14 protein-coding genes are annotated in these 16,892 nt (G+C 71.9%); 7 read left to right on the forward strand and 7 right to left on the reverse strand.

Features of this window, described 5'->3' with window-relative positions; translation table 11 throughout:
• The first annotated feature begins 101 nt into the window (after positions 1-101).
• The 4 genes from ACH4B3_RS27655 (at position 102) to ACH4B3_RS27670 (ending at position 4,428) form a co-directional block, all read left to right on the forward strand.
• A complete protein-coding gene (locus ACH4B3_RS27655; RefSeq protein WP_398467241.1) occupies positions 102-578 on the forward strand; it encodes an NUDIX hydrolase in 477 nt (158 codons plus the stop codon).
• 666 nt (positions 579-1,244) lie between these two features.
• Positions 1,245-2,561 carry an extracellular solute-binding protein gene (locus tag ACH4B3_RS27660; protein ID WP_398467243.1) on the forward strand — a complete coding sequence of 439 codons (1,317 nt, stop codon included), beginning with the start codon at positions 1,245-1,247 and terminating at the stop codon, positions 2,559-2,561.
• A gap of 56 nt (positions 2,562-2,617) precedes the next feature.
• The gene (locus tag ACH4B3_RS27665; protein WP_398467361.1) at positions 2,618-3,568 is read left to right on the forward strand and encodes a carbohydrate ABC transporter permease; all 951 of its coding nucleotides are present in this window, start codon (positions 2,618-2,620) and stop codon (positions 3,566-3,568) included.
• 2 nt (positions 3,569-3,570) lie between these two features.
• Positions 3,571-4,428 carry a carbohydrate ABC transporter permease gene (locus ACH4B3_RS27670; protein ID WP_398467245.1) on the forward strand — a complete coding sequence of 286 codons (858 nt, stop codon included), beginning with the start codon at positions 3,571-3,573 and terminating at the stop codon, positions 4,426-4,428.
• Positions 4,429-4,603: 175 nt separating this feature from the next.
• Here the strand turns inward: ACH4B3_RS27670 and ACH4B3_RS27675 are convergent, their stop codons facing one another.
• The 5 genes from ACH4B3_RS27675 to ACH4B3_RS27695 all read right to left on the reverse strand — a co-directional run bounded on the left by ACH4B3_RS27675 (position 4,604) and on the right by ACH4B3_RS27695 (position 10,904).
• Positions 4,604-5,287 carry a maleylpyruvate isomerase N-terminal domain-containing protein gene (locus ACH4B3_RS27675; RefSeq protein ID WP_398467247.1) on the reverse strand — a complete coding sequence of 228 codons (684 nt, stop codon included), beginning with the start codon at positions 5,285-5,287 and terminating at the stop codon, positions 4,604-4,606.
• 227 nt (positions 5,288-5,514) lie between these two features.
• Positions 5,515-6,207 (reverse strand): response regulator, encoded by a 693-nt coding sequence (locus tag ACH4B3_RS27680; protein WP_398467249.1) that lies wholly within the window; start codon positions 6,205-6,207, stop codon positions 5,515-5,517.
• Positions 6,204-7,535, reverse strand: a complete 1,332-nt coding sequence (locus tag ACH4B3_RS27685) for a sensor histidine kinase (protein WP_398467251.1) — start codon at positions 7,533-7,535, stop codon at positions 6,204-6,206. The genes ACH4B3_RS27680 and ACH4B3_RS27685 overlap by 4 nt, the downstream gene beginning before the upstream one ends.
• Positions 7,536-7,542: 7 nt before the next feature.
• Positions 7,543-9,837: an MMPL family transporter gene (locus tag ACH4B3_RS27690; RefSeq protein ID WP_398467252.1), complete on the reverse strand. Its 2,295-nt coding sequence runs from the start codon at positions 9,835-9,837 to the stop codon at positions 7,543-7,545.
• 341 nt (positions 9,838-10,178) lie between these two features.
• A complete protein-coding gene (locus tag ACH4B3_RS27695) occupies positions 10,179-10,904 on the reverse strand; it encodes a dienelactone hydrolase family protein (RefSeq protein WP_398467254.1) in 726 nt (241 codons plus the stop codon).
• A gap of 520 nt (positions 10,905-11,424) precedes the next feature.
• Here ACH4B3_RS27695 and ACH4B3_RS27700 point away from each other — a divergent pair.
• A complete protein-coding gene (locus ACH4B3_RS27700) occupies positions 11,425-12,822 on the forward strand; it encodes an MFS transporter (protein ID WP_398467256.1) in 1,398 nt (465 codons plus the stop codon).
• Positions 12,819-14,141, forward strand: a complete 1,323-nt coding sequence (locus ACH4B3_RS27705) for an FAD-dependent oxidoreductase (protein ID WP_398467258.1) — start codon at positions 12,819-12,821, stop codon at positions 14,139-14,141. Before ACH4B3_RS27700 ends, ACH4B3_RS27705 begins: the two co-directional genes overlap by 4 nt.
• Before the next feature lie 158 nt (positions 14,142-14,299).
• Here the strand turns inward: ACH4B3_RS27705 and ACH4B3_RS27710 are convergent, their stop codons facing one another.
• Together ACH4B3_RS27710 and ACH4B3_RS27715 are read right to left on the reverse strand one after the other, a co-directional pair.
• Positions 14,300-14,791: an iron chaperone gene (locus ACH4B3_RS27710; RefSeq protein ID WP_398467260.1), complete on the reverse strand. Its 492-nt coding sequence runs from the start codon at positions 14,789-14,791 to the stop codon at positions 14,300-14,302.
• A gap of 59 nt (positions 14,792-14,850) precedes the next feature.
• Positions 14,851-15,552: a glyoxalase gene (locus ACH4B3_RS27715; protein WP_398467262.1), complete on the reverse strand. Its 702-nt coding sequence runs from the start codon at positions 15,550-15,552 to the stop codon at positions 14,851-14,853.
• A gap of 397 nt (positions 15,553-15,949) precedes the next feature.
• On the opposite strand from ACH4B3_RS27715, the gene ACH4B3_RS27720 reads away from it, so the two are divergent.
• A complete protein-coding gene (locus tag ACH4B3_RS27720) occupies positions 15,950-16,843 on the forward strand; it encodes an NAD(P)-dependent oxidoreductase (RefSeq protein ID WP_398467264.1) in 894 nt (297 codons plus the stop codon).
• Positions 16,844-16,892: the final 49 nt, after the last annotated feature.

Genomic DNA, 16,892 nt, shown 5'->3' on the forward strand with positions numbered 1-16,892 from the left:
AGAGAGCGCGGGGACTCGCACCCGGTCCTAGGACAGGTGAGATGCGGTCGACACGACTCTGTTCCTGATCGACATTTCGAGTACCGCATACTGTCAGGACGGTGGAAACGACACACCGGCCCGCCGTTCGAATCATCTGCCTGGACGCTGCCCACCGCCTGCTTCTGCTGCGCTGGCGGGACCCCTTCGACGGGGCATGGCTCTGGGAGCCGCCCGGTGGCGGCATCGAGTCCGGCGAGACGCCGCTGGCGGCGGCCCGTCGTGAACTGGCCGAGGAAACCGGACTCGACCCGGCTGCGGTGCATGACCGGTCGGTGCCGGTGGACCGCGACGTGCGGTGGAACGGCAAGCGGTACGTCGGGACGGAGCACTTCTTCATCGCTCGGTTCGCCGACCGGAAGCCCTCGGTCGTACGGACCGGCCTTCTCCCCGATGAACAGACCAACCTCGACGGGCACGCCTGGATCGCCTGGCCGGACCTGGGGTCGCTGCCGGACCCGGTTGAGCCGCCCCAGTTGCGGTCCGTGCTCGGCGCCCTGGTGCCGGACGGGCCGTGGGGTGGTCGTGAGCGTGCATGAGGCGCGGCCACGGTGATGGCCGGATAAGCGTGAGCCGGACGGTCGCCTTATAGCGGACAGCGGGCTTGTCGTACCGGGCCGCGGGCAGTGACCACATCCCGCGGGAACATCAATCCGGCGGTCCAGCCGGTCCAGGGGTGCGGAACGTCGAGAAACCCGGTGACGGGGCGGAGGGGTCGGTCTTCCGGCAGCTCGACGAGGATCCGGAGGCCCGAATGGCCCAGGGTGCACGGCGGGCGGCGGGCGGCGGGCGGCGGGCGGCGGGGGGTCCGCTCCCTGGGCGCCCACCACCCCCTCACGCCGGAGGTGTCGACCCGCTTCGGCAGTGGCCCGGCAGCGGCTGGACACGACACCACACCGCTCCCCCCGCGGGCGCGCGCCTCCGTTCCGCCGCGCGCCGCCCGACCGCGGTGGCTCCAGGGCCCGTGGGCCGGAGTGGGGGCGAGAGGTGGCGTGGCGGAAACGCGGCCCGCGCCGATGGCCGTGACAGCCACGTGCCCGGGACCGGCCTGTTCGGGGAGAGCCCGGCCGGCTGAGACGGCGCGGACAGCGTACCGAGTGGTTCAGACCTCTTGTTCTGCGCGCGGAACCGCGCCTACGCTCCTGCCTGTTGTGCCTAGCGAAACGCACGTTGCGTATGTTGCAACACGATGATGGGGGTCTCGTATGAAGGTCCGCGCCATCCCCGCGGCCCGCCCGGCGGCCCGTGCCCTGGCGGTGCTGCTGCTCACGGCTCTCGCCGTAGCCGGCTGTGCCCCGTCCACCTCCGACAACAGCGCCAAGGGTGACGCGAAGAGCGGCACCCTGCGGGTCTGGCTCTTCCGGGAGGTGGACAACGAACCCAAGGAGAAGGTCGTCGAGGAGGCCGTAGCCGCCTTCACCACGCGGCACCGGGACGTCGAGGTCGACATCTCCTACATCCCCGTGGACACCCGGGCCCAGAAGATCAAGGCCGCCTTCAACGACCCCCGCAGCGCCCCGGACCTGATCGAGTACGGCAACACCGACACCGCCGGATACGTCAAGGACGGCGGACTGGCCGACATCAGCGCGGAGTTCGCCGCCTGGCCGGAGACCGCGGACACCGACCCGACGGCCCGGCGGTCCGTCACCGTCGACGGCAAGGTCTACGGCGCGCCGCTGTTCGTCGGGGTACGGGCGCTGTACTACCGCACCGACGTCTTCCGGGAACTGGGCCTCGACGTGCCGCGGACCCTGGCGGAACTGGCGGCGACCGCGAAGCGGATCCGGTCGGAGCGGCCGGAACTCTACGGGCTGGCGGTCGGCGGCGCGTACACCTACGGGGCCATGCCCTTCATCTGGGCCGGCGGCGGTGAACTCGCCACGGAGGAGGACGGCGGCCGGTACACCGCGGCCATCGACGGCCCGGCCGCCCGCACCGGCATCAAGGCCTACACCTCCCTCTTCGGCGACCACAACTGCCCGGCCGCCGCCTGCGCCCAGTGGGGCGGCAACGACACGGTGCAGGCGTTCGCGTCCGGTAAGGCCGGGATGGCCATCGGCGGTGACTTCAGCCACCAGGCCGTGGAGAGCGGCGCGGTGAAAGGCCGCTACGCGGTCGTACCGCTGCCCGGCCGCCGCCCGGGCGACATCGCCCCCGCCTTCGCGGGCGGCAACAACCTCGGTGTACTCAAGAGCAGCGGCCACCGCACACTCGCCGTCGAGCTGATGAAGTCCCTGGCCGGCAAAGCGACCCAGGCCCAGCTGTTCGACGCGATGGGCTTCCTGCCCACGTACACCGACGTACGCGCCGAGGCGGCCAGGCGCGAGCCGTTCGTCGCCCCCTTCGTCAGGACGCTCGAAGCAGGCGCCAGGTTCGTGCCCGCCTCACCCGCCTGGGCGTCCATCGACGCCTCCCTGGTCCTGCCCACGATGTTCCAGGAGATCGTCAGCGGCCGTAAGGACGTCGACGACGCCGCCGAGGACGCCGCGCGCAAGATGGACGAGGCGTTCCGGTCGTGAGGGAACCAGGCGTGGAGAAGGCGACGGCCGCCAGGACGGCCGGGCCGGCCACAGCGGTGCGGAGCGGTTCGGAACGTGAGGGCAGGCGCCGACCGCGCCCGGCCGGTGGTGCGCGGGGCGGACGCCTGACTCCCTGGATCTACCTGGCGCCCGCACTGCTCGTGCTCGGCGGACTGCTGCTCTACCCCATCTACCAGCTCGTCCTGATGTCCCTCCTGGAGTACACCCAGGCGCAGGTCAGCGGTGGCGAACCCACCACCTTCCAGGGCTTGGCCAACTACACCCGGCTCCTCGGCGACGAGCAGTTCTGGGAGGTGCTCACCACCACCGTCGGCTTCGCCGCCGTCTGTGTGGCGGCCACCCTCGCCGTCGGCTGCGCGCTGGCCGTGCTGCTCACCCGGGTCCGCGCGCTGCCCCGGCTGGCGCTGATGCTGGCCGCCCTCGGCGCCTGGGCCACCCCCGCGGTCACCGGCTCCACCGTCTGGGTCTTCCTCTTCGACCCCGACTACGGCCCGGTCAACCGGGTGCTGGTGTGGTTCGGCCTCAGCGGGTTCCAGGACCACTCCTGGACCTACGGCCGGTACAGCGCCTTCGCCCTGGTGCTCTGCGAGGTCGTGTGGTGCTCGTTCCCGTTCGTGATGGTCACCGTCTACGCGGGCATCAAGGCGATCCCCCAGGAGGTCCTGGAGGCCGCCGCGCTCGACGGCGCCTCACAGTGGCGCACCTGGCGCACCGTCATGGTGCCGATGCTCCGGCCGATCCTGGTCGTGGTCACCATCCAGTCCGTCATCTGGGACTTCAAGGTCTTCACCCAGATCTACGTGATGACCGACGGCGGAGGTGTCGCCGGGCAGAACCTGGTCCTCAACGTCTACGCCTACCAGAAGGCCTTCGCGTCGTCGCAGTACAGCCTGGGCTCGGCGATCGGCGTGGTGATGCTGCTCATCCTGCTCGTGGTGACGCTGGTGTACCTGCGGCTGCTGCGCCGCCGAGGGGAGGAACTGTGACCGTGCGCGTCCCGCGTGTCCGCAAGCCGTGGCGGCTGGTGGCGGAGGTGACCGCCCTGCTGGTGGCCGCCGTCGTCGCCTTCCCGCTGTACTGGATGGTGCTCTCGGCGCTGAAACCGGCCGGGGAGGTGCAGTCCACCGAGCCCCGCCCCTGGACCACGCACCCCTCCCTCGCCGCTTTCCGACGCGTGATCGACCAGGAGGACTTCGGCCGCTACTTCCTCAACAGCCTGCTCGTCGCCGGGACGGTGGTGATCGCCTCCGCGCTGATCGCCTTCCTGGCCGCGGCCGCCGTCACCCGCTTCCGGTTCCGGTTCCGCACCACACTGCTGGTGATGTTCCTGGTGGCGCAGATGGTGCCGGTCGAGGCGCTCACCATCCCGATGTTCTTCCTCATGCGCGACCTGGGGGAGACGGTGCCGGGGGTGGGGCTGAACACCCTGGGCTCGCTGATCCTGCCGCACATCGCCTTCTCGCTGCCGTTCTCGATCTGGATGCTGCGCGGCTTCGTCCGGGCCGTCCCCGAGTCCCTGGCGGAACAGGCCGCGATCGACGGCGCGAGCCGTACCCGCTTCCTGTGGCAGATCCTCTTCCCGCTCGTCCTCCCCGGGCTGGTGGCGACGAGCGTGTTCTCCTTCATCTCGGCCTGGAACGACTTCCTGTTCGCCCGGACCTTCATCATCAGTGCCACCGAGAACTCCACCCTGCCGATGGCGCTGCTGGTCTTCTTCAAGGACGAAGGCAACGACTGGGGCGGCATCATGGCCGCTTCCACCATCATGACCATCCCGGTGCTGGTCTTCTTCGTCCTGGTGCAGCGCCGCCTGGTCTCGGGGCTGGGCGGCGCCGTCAAGGACTGACGCCCGCGGGACCGGGCGCCACCCGGTCCCGCCGGCGTCACCGGCGCGGAGAGCTGCGAACGTCAGCCGCCGCGACCGCTGGTGGACGAACTCCGGGCGCGGGGAGTGACGGCCCCGCTCCCGGAGCCTGCCGTCACCGGGAGCGAGACCGGTGCCATGCGGGCCCGAACAGGCGTCATCCCAGGGCGAGCCAGCGCAGTCCGAGCTGTTCGATCCGCGCCGCCTCCGGTCCGTGCCACGGCTCGCGGCCGGTGGCTCCGCGCAGGAAGCGCGGCCGGCTCCAGCCCAACGCGTCGACCGTCGCCAGCTGCTCCCTGCCGAGAAGCAGCTCCAGCACGGCGTCACCCGCCTGCGCGGTCAGCCAGGGTTCCCGTCCGAGCGCATCCGCCAGATCGAGGCCGTGGACGGCGACTTCGACGACTCGGGTGAGCAGGAACTCCGACAGGAGCATGGCGTCACCATGACGCGTCCGCACGGTACGGTCGGCGGGCTCGGCCCGGCACAGCCGGTCGACCCGTCGCCAGACCGCGGTGAAATCGTCGGCGAAGGCGGCACCGTCCGCCGACTTCGCGGCCCGGTCCTGGGCCAGAGCGATCCGAGCACGGTTGGTCCTGGGTGAGAAGCGGTCGTCCGGCCGGTAGTACTCCGCCGCGGACACCTCGGCCTCGCTCGGGGCCGGAGCGTCCAGCATGCCCGGGAGCCAATCGACCACGACAGTCACATGCCCGAGCAGGTCGCGCACGGTCCAGGGCGTGCAGCGCGTCGGGAGGTCCCATTCGGCCTGGGACAGTTCGGACATGGCAGCGGTGAGCGCTTCGGCTTCCCGGCGGAACGCTTCGAGTACACGGTCGTGATTCATGACGGTGACGCTAGCAACCGGGCGCACCGGGCGATTGGTCGGCCACGATGCCGCCTCCACCGTGCGGGAGGCCGTGCACGCGTACGTCGTCCAGCGGGTCGGCCGCGGCAGCGCCGGCTGCCCCGGGACGGCAGGCCCGGCTGCCGTCGGCGATGAAGCCTCGCGTTCCGGGACGGCGGGAAGACGGTCGGCGCACCGACCGGGGGAACGGGCTCCCCGTAACCGGACTACGGCAGGCGGTCGGTGCCGCCGTCGGGGGTGGCGTGGGCCAGGCCCGTCCGGTAGGCGATGACGACGAGTTGCGCCCGGTCGCGGGCCTCCAGCTTGGTCATGGCGCGCTGCACATGGGCGCGGACGGTGAAGGGGCTGAGGAACATCCGCTCGGCGATCTCCTGGTTGGACAGGCCGGTCGCGACCAGGGCCACCATCTCGCGTTCGCGCGGGGTGAGCATGGCGAGCCGTTCGGGGTGGCGCGTCGGGGTACCGTCCGGTGTGGCCAGGAAACGGGCGACCAGGGAGCGGGTCGCGGCGGGGGACAGCAGGGTGTCGCCGTCGGCGACGGTACGGACGGCGTCCAGCAGGTCCTCGGCCCGGATGCCCTTGCCGATGAAGCCGGCGGCTCCGGCGCGCAGCGCCTGGGCGACGTACTCGTCGGTCTCATAGGTGGTGAGCACCAGAATGCGGCTGGCACGCAGCTCCGGGTCCGCGCAGATCTGCGAGGTGGCGGTGAGGCCGTCCACCTCGGGCATACGGATGTCCATGATCACCACGTCCGGGCGCAGCTCCCGGGTGAGTCTCACCGCCTCCCTGCCGTCGCCGGCCTCGCCGACCACGGTGATGTCGTCGGCGGAGTCGAGAAGCACCCGGAAGGCACCGCGCAGCAGGGCCTGATCGTCGGCGAGCAGCACGCGGAGCGTCACGGCGCCTCCCCGGCCTCTGCGTCCCGCGTCGGTCCGCCGCCCGTCGCCAGGTCGGCTGCCGCACCCTCGACGGGGGGTGCACCGTCGGTCCTCCACGCCGTGTCCCTGGTGGGCGGGAGGGGCAGCTGGGTGGAGACGAGGAAGCCGCCCTCCGGGCTCCTGCCCGCGGAGAGGTGTCCACCGACGGCGGTGGCGCGTTCACGCATCCCGATCAGACCGTAACCGGAGGGCCGGTCCGGCGCGGTGGCCGCACTCGGTCCGGTGGACGCGGTCGGCGCCGTGCGGGCGCCCGCCCCGTCATCGGCGACGGTGATGGTCACGCGATCGCGGTTCCAGGCGAGGCGCACCCGGGCGCTCCCGGTGCCGGCGTGCTTGGTCACGTTGGTCAGGGCCTCCTGGACGATGCGGTAGGCGGTGAGGTCCACTCCCGGCGGCAGCGGCCTGGCCGTGCCCTCCTGGTGCACCGACACCTCCAGCCCCGCGCGGCGGAAGGACTCGAGGAGCGTGGGGAGCCGGGAAAGGCAGGGCGCGGGGTCGGCGGGCGCGGCCGTGTCCCCGGACTGACGCAGCAGCCCGACCGTGGCCCGCAGGTCGTCGAGCGCGTCGCTGGTGGTCTCGACGAGCTCCCGCAGGCTCTTCCGGGTCTGCTCCGGGCGGGCGTCGAAGAGGTGGGCGGCGACCGTGGCCTGCGCGTTCGCCAGGGTGATCTGATGGGCCACCAGGTCGTGCAGCTCGCGGGCGATGCGCACCCGTTCCTCGGCCACCCTCCGGCGCGCCTCGCTGTCCCGGCTCTCCTCGGCCCGCCGGGCCCGCTCCTCCACGGCCGCCAGATAGGCCCGCCGGTTCCGCACCGAGCGCCCGAGCACGCCGGCCACCAACGGGAACGCCGCCACCGCTCCCACCCTGCTCGCGTCCTTCCACGACAGGGCCCCGAACAAGGGGGTGGAGGCGACCAGCAGCGCCGCGGAGATGAGCAACACCGCGCTCACCGCGCGCCGTTCATCGCGCACGGTGTGCGCGTAGGAGTAGGCGGTGATCACGGCGGGGGCCACGATGAGCGGGCTCAGCAGAAGGCCCAACGGCGGCACCAGCACGCCGCTCGCGGTCGCCACCACCATGGCGACCAGGGGCGCCCGGTGCCGCACCGGCAGCACGGCACTGGACACCACGGCGATGAAGTAGGCGGCGGCAGGCGGCGGTGACAGTGTGCTGCCGTCGTCCTGCGGCACGCCGCCGAGCAGGCAGAGCGTGAACGCCGTCGCCGTGACCGCTGCCTCCCGCCACCACGTGCCGCGTGATCGCGGGCCGCCGCCACCGGTGTTCGTCATGGCCGGCTCAGTGCCGGTGCCGACCGACGGGGAGCCGCGGCACCGCCGCGTCCGAACCGGCCGCTGAGGCCGGGACCTGCCTGTTCAGCTTCTCACCCTCGATGTCCACATTCGGCAGCACACGGCTCAGGATACGGGGCAGCCACCAGGCCCGGTGGCCGAGCAGCGCCAGGACCGCGGGCGCGATCGCCATCCGGACCACGAAGGCGTCGAAGGCGACCGCGGCGGCCAGACCCACGCCCATCGTCCGGATGGTCGGGCTGCTCATCCCGATGAACCCGGCGAAGACGCTGATCATGATGACGGCCGCCGCGGCCACCACACGTCCGCTGTGCCGGAAGCCGGTGACGATCGCCTCGCCGGGGGACGCGCCGTGGACGTAGGCCTCCCGCATCCGGGTGAGGAGGAAGACCTCGTAGTCCATGGCGAGGCCGAACACCATCCCGATGATGAGAATCGGCATCAGCGACATGACCGGTCCGGTCTGCTCGACGCCGACCACGTCCGCCGCCCAGCCCCACTGGAAGACGGCGACGAGGACGCCGAAGGCCGCACCCACCGACAGCAGGAAGCCCAGCGCGGCCTTGACCGGGACCAGGACCGAGCGGAAGACCACCGTCAGCAGGAGCACCGCCAGGCCGATGACCACGGTCAGATAGGGGATGAGGGCGTCGGACATGGCTTCGGAGATGTCGATGTTCATCGCGGTCTTGCCGGTCACCAGGATGCCGGCACCCGTGTCGGCCCCGACGCCGGCGACCGCGCCCCGGATCGCCTGCACCAGGTCCTTGGTCTCGCCGCTGTTCGGCGCGGTCCGCGGGACGGCGGTGATGACGGCCGTGTCCCCGGCCCGGCTGAGCACCGGATCACCGACCGACGCGACCCCGTCCACCCCTCGTACGGTCCTCACGACCAGGGCCGCGGTGGCCCGGACGTCCTCGGACTCCGGCTTGTCCACGACTACGGTCAACGGGCCGTTGAAACCGGGGCCGAAACCCTGTGACAGCAGGTCGTAGGCGCGGCGCTGGGTGGTTTCCACCGACTTGGACTCGTCTCCGGGCAGGCCCAGTTCCAGGCTCAGCGCCGGTAGCGCGACGGCGCCGAGACCGACTCCGGCGATCAGCAGCACGGCCACCGGCCGGCGCAGCACGAACCGCGCCCAGCGGGTGCCGAGTCCATGCCGGCCGGCCGCGGTGGGCACCGGGTGCGCGCCCTCGCTTCGCGGCCGGGCCGCCGTGCGGGAGGCGCGGGACAGTACCTTTACCTTTCCCCCGGCCCTCGGCTCCGCTCGCGCAGGGGACACCCGATGGCCGAAGAACCCGAACAGCGCGGGGACCAGGGTCAGGGCGACGAGTACGGCGAGGGCCACGGCGCCCGCGCCGCCCAGTCCCATCTTGGTGAGTTCGGGGATTCCGACGACCCCGAGGCCGACCAGGGCGATGAAGACGGTCGCGCCCGCGAAGACGACGGCGGAACCGGCCGTGCCCACCGCCCGGCCGGCGGCCTCCTCCGGCTCGCTGCCCCGGGCCCGCTCGTCGCGGAAGCGGGAGATGATGAAGAGTGCGTAGTCGATGCCCACCGCAAGCCCCAGCATCAGCGCCAGGATGGCGACGGTGGACGTCAGGCCCAGCGGCACCGCCAGCGCGGACACCAGACCCATCGCGATGGCCACGCCCACGAAGGCGGTCAGCAGCGACAGTCCCGCCGCGGCCAGCGACCCGAGGGTGAGGACGAGGACCACCGCCGCCACCACCACGCCGATGATCTCCGTCGTGCCGCCCGGTGACTCTTCCGACTCCAGGGCCGAGCCACCGATCTCCGCGGTCAGCCCCGCCTCCCGGGCCCGGCTCGCGGCGTCCTCCAGGGCGCTCTTCGTCTGCTCGGTCAGATCGACCGCGTCCGCCGTGTAGGTGATGGTGGAGTACGCGATGGTGCCGTCCTTGCTGACGGCGCCGGCCGCATAGGGGTCGGTGGCCGACGCGACCTGGTCACCCGCGGCCAGCGAGCCGAGTGAGTCCGCCACGGCCGCCTTGTGCTCCCTGGCCGTCACCCGCTGCCCGTCCCGGGCCCGGAACACCAAACGGGCCTCGGCGCACTGGGAGTTGCTCTCGGGGAACCGCTCGTCCAACAGGTCGAACGCCTTCTGCGACTCGGTGCCGGGCATGGAGAGGTCCTCTTCCTGCCCGGTCGGCGCCACGGCGGAGGCGACCCCGGCCAGCACCAGGGCAGCCAGCCACAGACCACCCACGAGCCGGCGCCGGCGGAAGGCCCACCGTCCGATCCGGTAAAGAAAAGTCGCCACCTGTTGATCACTCCAGACACCGTTAGGCAGGGGGAAGGCGCGAGATGTACGCGCCTCCCACACTCCCCTCCGGCGCCCGGCCGGGCATCGTGCCCCGCAGCCGTCTTCCCCTGGTGCGACCGGACCAGCCACTCGGGTGTCCTGGTGCCCGCGCACCACACGCCGGCCCGGACCGGGACGGGGCCCGGCCCGGAATCCGCCACCGGCTCGACGGCTGCCGCACCGTCACCGGCCCGGCGCACCACCGGCCCACCCGGCACACCCCGGCAACCACCCGACCGGCAGGCTGGGGGCGGTCGACCGGCCCGGCGCGCGGCCCGGGACGACGGTTGCCGACCGGGTCACTCCGTCGCCGGCAGGCACTCGGCGAGCAGGTCGACGACGTCGCGCCAGGCCCGCCGCGCGTGCCGTGGGTGGTGGCCGACGCCGGGGAGCACGGGATGGTCGACCGGCGGGTGGTGAAAGGCGTGCAGGGCGCCGCCGTAGACCACGAGGCGCCAGTCGACGCCCGCGGCCTGCATCTCGGCGGTGAACGCTTCCCTTTGCTCTGGCGGCATGATCGGGTCCTCCGACCCGACCCCGGCCCACACCGGGCAGCGGATGCGCGCCGTCTCGCCCGGCCGGCCCGTGGTCAGTGCGTTGACGGTCCCGATCGCACGCAGGTCGACTCCGTCGCGCCCGAGTTCGAGCCCGATGGCGCCCCCGGTGCCGTAGCCGACGGCGGCGATCCGGTCGGGATCGGTCCGCGGTTCGGCGCGCAGCACATCGAGCGCCGCATGGCCGATGCCCCGCATCCGGTCGGGGTCGGCGAGCAGCGGCATGCAACGGGCCAGCATCTCCTCGGGGTCGCCCAGATAGCGCCCGCCGTGGAGGTCGAAGGCCAGCGTCACGTAGCCCAGTTCGGCGAGCGCATCGGCCCGGCGGCGTTCGACGTCGCTGAGCCCCGGGCCCTCTGGTCCCAGCAGCACCGCGGGTCGGCGGTCGACGCCGGCGGGGACCGCGAGGTACCCCGTCATCGTCAGGCCGTCTGCCGGGTACTCGACCGTGCGCGTGGTGATCGTCTGCATGAGACGAGACCGTAGTGATCGTTGGGCCCGGTCGGGCCGGTGTTCTGCCGCCGGCAGAACACCGCGGGTGCCGCTGGGAAGCGGAGCCGGAAGCGGCCGGCAGGTCGGGCCCCGTCCCGGTCCGGGCCGGCGTGTGGTGCGCGGGCACCAGGACACCCGAGTGGCTGGTCCGGTCGCACCAGGGGAAGACGGCTGCGGGGCACGATGCCCGGCCGGGCGCCGGAGGGGAGTGTGGGAGGCGCGTACATCTCGCGCCTTCCCCCTGCCTAACGGTGTCTGGAGTGATCAACAGGTGGCGACTTCTCTTCACCGGATCGGACGGTGGACCTTCCGGCGACCCCGTCACGACGCGGCGGGGCCGACGCAACCGAAGGACCGGGCCGGGCAGTTCGGCCCGCCTGGCAGGACCAGCGCTGTGCGCAGCCCCCTTGACCCCCTTGAACCGTGCGCCACGAGAGCGCGGCGCACACATCGAGCGGGTCCACGCACCTGCTCGCAACCGACGACGAAGAGGATGTCCATGTCCGAAGCCGTGGTTTCCCCGGCCCGTACCGGGAGGCTGCCGATCGGTGCCCTCGGCATCCTGGCACTCGCCCTCGGCACCCTGCAGTCGGTGGTGGAGCCCGCGCTCCCCCAACTCCAACGCGAGCTGGGGGTCAGTCCCGCCGAAGGGGCACTGGTGGGCAACGCGTTGCTCATCACCGGCGCGGTCGTCACACCCATCGCCGGCAAACTCGGCGACCGCTACGGCGGGAAGCGCGTGCTGGTCCGGCTGATGGCCGTGGTCTCGGCCGGTGGTCTGCTGGCCGCTCTGGCGCCGAACCTGCCGGTGCTGTTGCTGGGCCAGATCCTGCAGGGCGTCATGGTCGGTACGCTGCCCCTCTCCTTCATCCTGGTGCGCAAACACCTGCCCGCGCGGGCGTCACGGATGGCGATCGGTCTGGTCATGGCGCTGTTCACGGGAGGAGGGATGGTGGGGACGCTGGTCGCCGGGCCGCTCGCGGAAGGCATGTCCTGGCACTGGATGTTCGCGCTGCCGACGATCGTGATCATTGTGTCGACGTCGGTCGTGGCCCGGCTGATGCCGCACGATCCGCCGGTGCGTTCCGGCGACAGGATCGACTGGCCCGGCGCGATGCTGCTGAGCGGCGCACTGCTGGTGTTCATGCTCGGGCTCGTACGGGTGACAGGTGCCGGACTCTCCCCCCTCGCGGCCGGTGCCGTCGCGGCGGTGGTGGCCGCCCTCGCGGCCGGATGGGTCGCCGTCGAGCGCAGGGCGGCCGCGCCGATGGTCGATCTGCGCATGCTGGCGAAGCCTGCGGTGTGGCATTCGTGCGTGCTCACCCTGGTCATCACCACCAGCTTCGGATCGGTGGGTTTTCTGCTCCCGCAGCTGTTCGCGGCATCGGCCGACGGGTACGGGTTCGGACTCGGAACCACCGACATCGGACTGCTCCTGCTGCCCGGTGCCGTCGCCGGGGCGGTGAGCGACTCGGTGGGCGGGATCGTGGCGCGGCGTTGCGGTCTGCGTGCCGTACTCGTCGGGGGCGCCGTCGTCACGGCGGTCACGGCGATCGCCCTGGCGGCACTGCATGACGCGGCATGGCAGCTCGTGGTCGCCAAGGTGCTGACCACGATCGCCGCGGGCGTCGCCTCCACCGCGTTGCTCACCCGCACCGCGACCGCTGTCGAGACCGGGGACACGGGCATCGCCACCAGCCTGCTCGTGGTGACACGGGTGATCGGCGTCGCCCTCGGTGTGCAGATCGGCGGCGCGATCCTCGACGCCGGGTCCGACCCGGCGACGGGCCTGCCGACCGAATCGGCCTTCGCCACCGGTTTCGCCGCCGCCGGCCTCGTCGCCGCACTGTCACTGCCCATCGTCCGGATCACGAGGAACCAAGGAGCCCAGGCATGACGACACCTGACGGACCCACCACCGGCGTGCGTACCGGTGCCAGGCAGAAGGTCCTGATCTCCGGGGCGAGCATCGCCGGCCCGGCGCTGGCGTACTGGCTGCACCGGTCCGGCTTCACCGTCACCGTGGTGGAGAAGGCGGGCGCCCTGCGCGCCGGGGGCTATCCGATCGACATCCGCGGTACCGCGACAGAGGTGGTCCGGCGGATGGGGATACTGCCGCGGCTGCGGGACGCCCACATCGGATCGCGGCGCTGTACGTTCCTCGACGCCGACGGCGGCACGGTGGTCTCGCTCAGCCCGCGAGCCGTCGACGGCGGTGCCGAGGGACAGGACCTGGAGGTGCGTCGCGGGGATCTGGCCGCGGCCCTCTACGGGGTGGTCCGCGACGACGTGGAGTTCCTCTTCGGCGACTCCATCGACACCCTCGACCCGTCCGAGCAGGGGGTGGATGTCACGTTCCGCGGGGGACGACACCGCACGTTCGACCTGGTGATCGGCGCCGACGGCATGCACTCGCACACCCGGGAGCTCCTGTTCGGTCCCGAAGGACGGTTCCACCACTACCTCGGCTACTGCTTCGCCGTCTTCACCCTGCCGAACACCTTCGGGCTCTCCCGCGAGCTCCTGCTGTGGAACACCCCGGGGAAGGCCGCGGCCCTCTACGCCGTCGGGGACGACGACGAGCTGCACGCCTTCCTGAACTTCCACCAGCCGGCACCGCCGTTCGACGCCCTCCGGAACCCCGACGCCCAGCGGGACCTGGTCGCCACGGTCTTCGCGGGTGCGGGATGGGAGGTCCCCGGCCTGGTCGACGCCATGCGCGGCGCGGATGACCTGTTCTTCGACACGGCCGGACAGATCCGCATGCCCCGTTGGTCCCGCGGCCGCGTGGCGCTCGTCGGCGACGCCGCGTACGCGCCGTCGTTCCTCACCGGTCAGGGCTCCAGCCTCGCGCTGGCCGGCGCCTACGTGCTCGCCGACTCCCTGGCCACACAACCGGATCACACCGCGGCCTTCGCGGCCTACGAACGCGACCTGCGCGAGTACGTCACCATGAACCAGGCACTGGTCGCCGACGGCGGGGCCACCCTCTTCCCCACCACGGCGCGGGCCCTGGAGCAACGCAACACCAGGCTGCGCGACCTCGTCACCCTGCCCTCCGCGACGGCGGTACCGGCCCACACGGCCCTTACGCTGCCGGAATTCGCCCCGCTGCCGTGGCCTGACCCCCATCGAGAGCCGCGTTCGGATGCCGCCGCGGCACGCCGGCCCACCGCGATCAGGCGGCCGGACGGAACTCCAGGTCACCACGGATGACCGGCACGGTCATGGGCACCGGAGTGGCGGCGGCGCCGAACGCTCCGGCGAGCAGGTGCCCGCGCCGCGCGAACCGGAGGCGGTGCCGCCGCGCACCCCCGTCGGGGTGCTGACGGGGGCGGCCGGCGGCGTGCCCGGCGTCGCGGCCATGGCCGGCCTCAGCCGGCCGCCTTCCTGACGAGTGCGCTGATGCGCTCTTCGTCGGCCGCGGTCAGTTCCCTCAGGGCGTACGCCGTCGGCCACACGGCGCCGTCGTCGAGTGCCGCCTGGTCGCTGAAGCCGAGAGTGGCGTACCTCGTCTTGAACTTCTGCGCGCTCTGGAAGTGGCACAGGACCTTGCCGTCCCGGGCGTACGCGGGCATCCCGTACCAGAGCTTCGGCATCAGGTCGGGAGCGACGGTCCGGACGATGTGGTGTATCCGCTCGGCGAGGGCCCGGTCCGCGTCCGGCATCTCGGCGATCTTCGCGAGGACGTCCTGCTCGGCTGCCGCGTCCTTCTCCGCCCGGGAGGACCCGCGCCGCGCCGCCGCCTTCTTCTGCTCGAGCGCGTGGTCCTTCATCGCGGCCCGCTCCTCGGCGGTGAATCCGTTGTACTGCTCGGCGGTGGTGTCGGACTGGGAGTTGTCGGCGGAAGACTTCGTGGACGGCATGGCGGGTTTCCTCTCGTGCGGGGCTGCGGTGGGTCGGGGTGGGCGTGCGGGGCGCGGGATCAGGCCGGTACAGGAGCCGTGGGGTCGGCGGAGGCGGGCGACGTGGCGGCCTCCCAGGCGAACCCGTCCGGGTCGGTGAAGGCGCCGGTGGTGCCGGCGATGACGATGCGGTGCGAGCCGGCGCCGTCGGCGGGGACGCCGAGGTCCTTGGCCAGGGCGCGCCGCTTGTACAGTGCCAGCTTGACGGGGCCGGACTCGTGCGAGGTGAACTCGGCGTACTTGCCGCCGAAGCTCTTGGCCACGGCCAGGCCCTGGCCGAGGTAGAACTGCTTGCTGGCCTTCACGTCCCCGACGCCGAGCAGCAGGACGATCTCGTCGATCTCCCCGGTGGCCGGGCCGGTGTCCTTCTTCGCCGAGGTCGCGACCTTCCAGATGGTGCCGTCCGGGGCCTGGATGACTCCGCTGTAGCCCCACAGCGACTTCGCGGCAGGCTTCAGCACCGTGGCGCCGGCCTTCCTGGCGGCGTCGAGGAAGCCGTCGACGGTGGCCGGCCCGGACACCGTGAGCGCCATGGTGAAGCCGCGGAAACCGGTGGAGTGCGCCTCTGACGCCCGCAGGCGTATGTACCTGTCCACTCCGAACGCGGCGTAGAAGCCGCGGACGGCCTCGGGGTCGGCCACCTCGAGGGTGACGGACGCGATGGACGCGATGGACGCGGTGGACGCGGTGGATGCGGTGGAATCGGTGGTTGCCATGGCCATCACGCTAGAGGCTGCGCGGGGGCCGGGGCTTCTCCGATCCTGATCGGTCTCGTCTCCGGCTTCGCCACACACTCCCGCGCCCCCCTCCGCCACCGCACGACCGGCCTCACGGGCTGCGCCCTCAGGCGCCCGGCATCATCGGCCGACGGCGCGTCCGGCCCCTGCCGTCGGAACTCCCCAGGCCGACCGGGCGACCCACTCGATGAAACGCGCGCACCGGCGACCCCGGCCGCGCATGTCACCACGAGGGGTGAGAACACGCCGACGCGGCTTGTGGAATCGGTCGAGACCTCGTTTGACCTCAAGCGCGGTTCAGCTTCTAGCGTGACGTTCAGCAGCACCACCAAGGGTGGCCCGGACGAGCTGGGCCACGGCGACCTGAACGAGGATGACGTTGATGACCACTGCCTCAGCACAGACAGATGCCCTGCCGGCCGTGACCGTGATCGGGCTGGGCGAAATGGGCTTCGCGCTGGCGAGCGCCTTCCTGGACGGGGGGCATCCGACCACGGTGTGGAACCGTACGCCGGAGAAGGCCGACGCCCTGGTCGCCAAGGGAGCTGAGCGGGCCGCGACCGTCCACGAGGCCGTCGCCGCCAGTTCGCTCGTGGTCGTCAGCGTGAAGGGCAATGCCACGGCCCACGAGCTTTTGAAGTCATCGGGTGAGGAGCTTTCCAGCCGCGCCGTAGTCAACTTGACGGATGGGGCATCGGCCGAGGTCAGGGCTGTTGCCGACTGGGCGGAGGGGCAAGGCGTCCCGTACCTCCACGGGCAGATCATGACGATCGCTCCGGGCATCGGGGGAGCGGAGACGGTGGTCTTCTACGGTGGATCCCACGCCGTGTACGACCGCTACCAGCGGACGCTCCAGCTCATCGGCGGTCGGGGCGCCCTGGTCGCAGCCGATGCCGGTGTACCGACCCTGTACGGAATGGCTGTGCACGGCACCATGTGGGGAGCGCTCAACGGATTCCTGCACGCAGCCGCTCTGCTGTCCAGCGAGGGCATCGAGGTGAAGCGGTTCCTGGACGACGCCAACCCGTCCGTCTCCGCACTGCTGGCATCCCTCCCGATGATCGCCGACGAGGTGGACCGCGGTGAGTACGCGACGGAGTACGGGGCACTCCAGCACCACCTTCCCTCGGTCCAGGACCTGGTCCGCGAGAGCGTGGCGCGGAACATCGATGCCGAATTCCCCGGCTACACCCTCGGCCTCGTGGAGGGGGCCCTGGAAGAAGGGCATGCCAATGACAGCTACTCGCGTCTGATCGAGCACTTCAGGCAGCAGTGATGGTGAGCCACTGCACGGCAACGGACCGCCCCGGCTCCCGCGACCCGCG

Origin of the sequence: Streptomyces sp. NPDC018031 (assembly GCF_044327625.1) — a bacterium.
GTDB lineage: Bacteria > Actinomycetota > Actinomycetes > Streptomycetales > Streptomycetaceae > Streptomyces.

Coding starts and splice junctions, on each gene's coding strand:
- ACH4B3_RS27660 (WP_398467243.1), top strand. CDS start 1,245: ATGAAGGTCCGCGCCATCCCCGCGGCCCGCCCGGCGGCCCGTGCCCTG.
- ACH4B3_RS27695 (WP_398467254.1), bottom strand. CDS start 10,904: ATGCAGACGATCACCACGCGCACGGTCGAGTACCCGGCAGACGGCCTG.
- ACH4B3_RS27675 (WP_398467247.1), bottom strand. CDS start 5,287: ATGAATCACGACCGTGTACTCGAAGCGTTCCGCCGGGAAGCCGAAGCG.
- ACH4B3_RS27720 (WP_398467264.1), top strand. CDS start 15,950: ATGACCACTGCCTCAGCACAGACAGATGCCCTGCCGGCCGTGACCGTG.
- ACH4B3_RS27700 (WP_398467256.1), top strand. CDS start 11,425: ATGTCCGAAGCCGTGGTTTCCCCGGCCCGTACCGGGAGGCTGCCGATC.
- ACH4B3_RS27705 (WP_398467258.1), top strand. CDS start 12,819: ATGACGACACCTGACGGACCCACCACCGGCGTGCGTACCGGTGCCAGG.
- ACH4B3_RS27685 (WP_398467251.1), bottom strand. CDS start 7,535: ATGACGAACACCGGTGGCGGCGGCCCGCGATCACGCGGCACGTGGTGG.
- ACH4B3_RS27715 (WP_398467262.1), bottom strand. CDS start 15,552: ATGGCCATGGCAACCACCGATTCCACCGCATCCACCGCGTCCACCGCG.
- ACH4B3_RS27710 (WP_398467260.1), bottom strand. CDS start 14,791: ATGCCGTCCACGAAGTCTTCCGCCGACAACTCCCAGTCCGACACCACC.